The organism is Microbacterium sp. HSID17254 (assembly GCF_003989315.1).
In the GTDB taxonomy this organism is placed as follows: domain Bacteria; phylum Actinomycetota; class Actinomycetes; order Actinomycetales; family Microbacteriaceae; genus Microbacterium.
On the sequence record NZ_RBLT01000116.1, the window covers coordinates 1 to 1,058 of the forward strand.

The window sequence follows — 1,058 nt, forward strand, 5'->3', positions numbered from 1 at the left end:
GACCGAACGGACCGTAGTGCTTCTCGGCGATCAGACCGCCGGCCCGGTCGTAGAGCTCCTGGCGCTGCGCGGGATCGACCGAGGCGGCTGCCTGGTCGAACAGCGCGTCCAGCGCGGGATCGGCGACCCCGGAGAACGGGCTGTCCGAGTCGAACCGGAAGTTGACGCCGACCCCGGCGGCCGGGTCCCACGACCCGGCGGTCTGCAGCATCGCCTGCCAGAAGCCACCGTTGAACTCCTGGACCAGCGTGGACAGCTCGTAGGTCTCGGTCCGGACGGTGATGCCCGCCTCCTGCCACTGCGTCTGCAGCGCGGTCATGACCTGCTCCGCCACGTAGGACCCGAGCGTCCCGAGGTCGACCTGCAGCCCGCCGAGCTCCGCGACGAGCTGTCGCGCCCGCTCCGGGTCGTGGCCGGTGTAGCCGGGGACGTTCTCGGTGTGGAACAGCCCGCCCGGACCGGTGAAGCTCTGGCTGACGGGGTACCGGCCGCGGAACAGGCCCTGCACGATCGCGTCGAAGTCGGTGGCGGCGTAGATCGCCTCCCGGGCCCGCGGGTCGTCGAACGGCGCGGCCCGGGTGTTGAGCTGGACGACGTAGGGCGACGTCGCGGGCTGCACCGTCACGGCCAGCCGCCCCTGCGACTGCGCCTGCTCCAGCAGCGGCGTCGTGGTCAGTCCCTCGTACGCCTGCGCCTGCCCCGCCAGCAGTGCCTGGTAGGCGGGCTGGTCGCCGCCGCTCGACTGGAAGGTCAGCCGGTCCAGGTAGCGCAGCCCCTGCTTGAAGTAGTCCGGGTTGCGCTCCAGCACCAGCTCGGAGCTGCGCTGGGTGGACACCACGGTGAAGGGCCCGGCGCCGACCGGCTCGATCGCGAAGGCGTCCTCGCCCTTGGCCGCGAGCGCGGAGGGCGAGGCGATCCAGTTCACGTTCGTCACCGGCATCGCGTTGATCACCGCGGCGTAGGGCCGGGTGAACCGCAGGACGACGGTCAGCGGCCCGTCGGTGGTGATGCCGCCCTCGGCCAGCGGCCAGTTCGGCGCGCAGGTGCAGGGTGAGTCC

At 72.1% G+C, this 1,058-nt stretch carries 1 protein-coding gene; it reads right to left on the bottom strand.

The features are described from left to right. The coding region (locus D8M34_RS18015) for an ABC transporter substrate-binding protein (RefSeq protein WP_148113092.1) at positions 1–1,058 on the bottom strand (1,058 nt) is incomplete at both ends.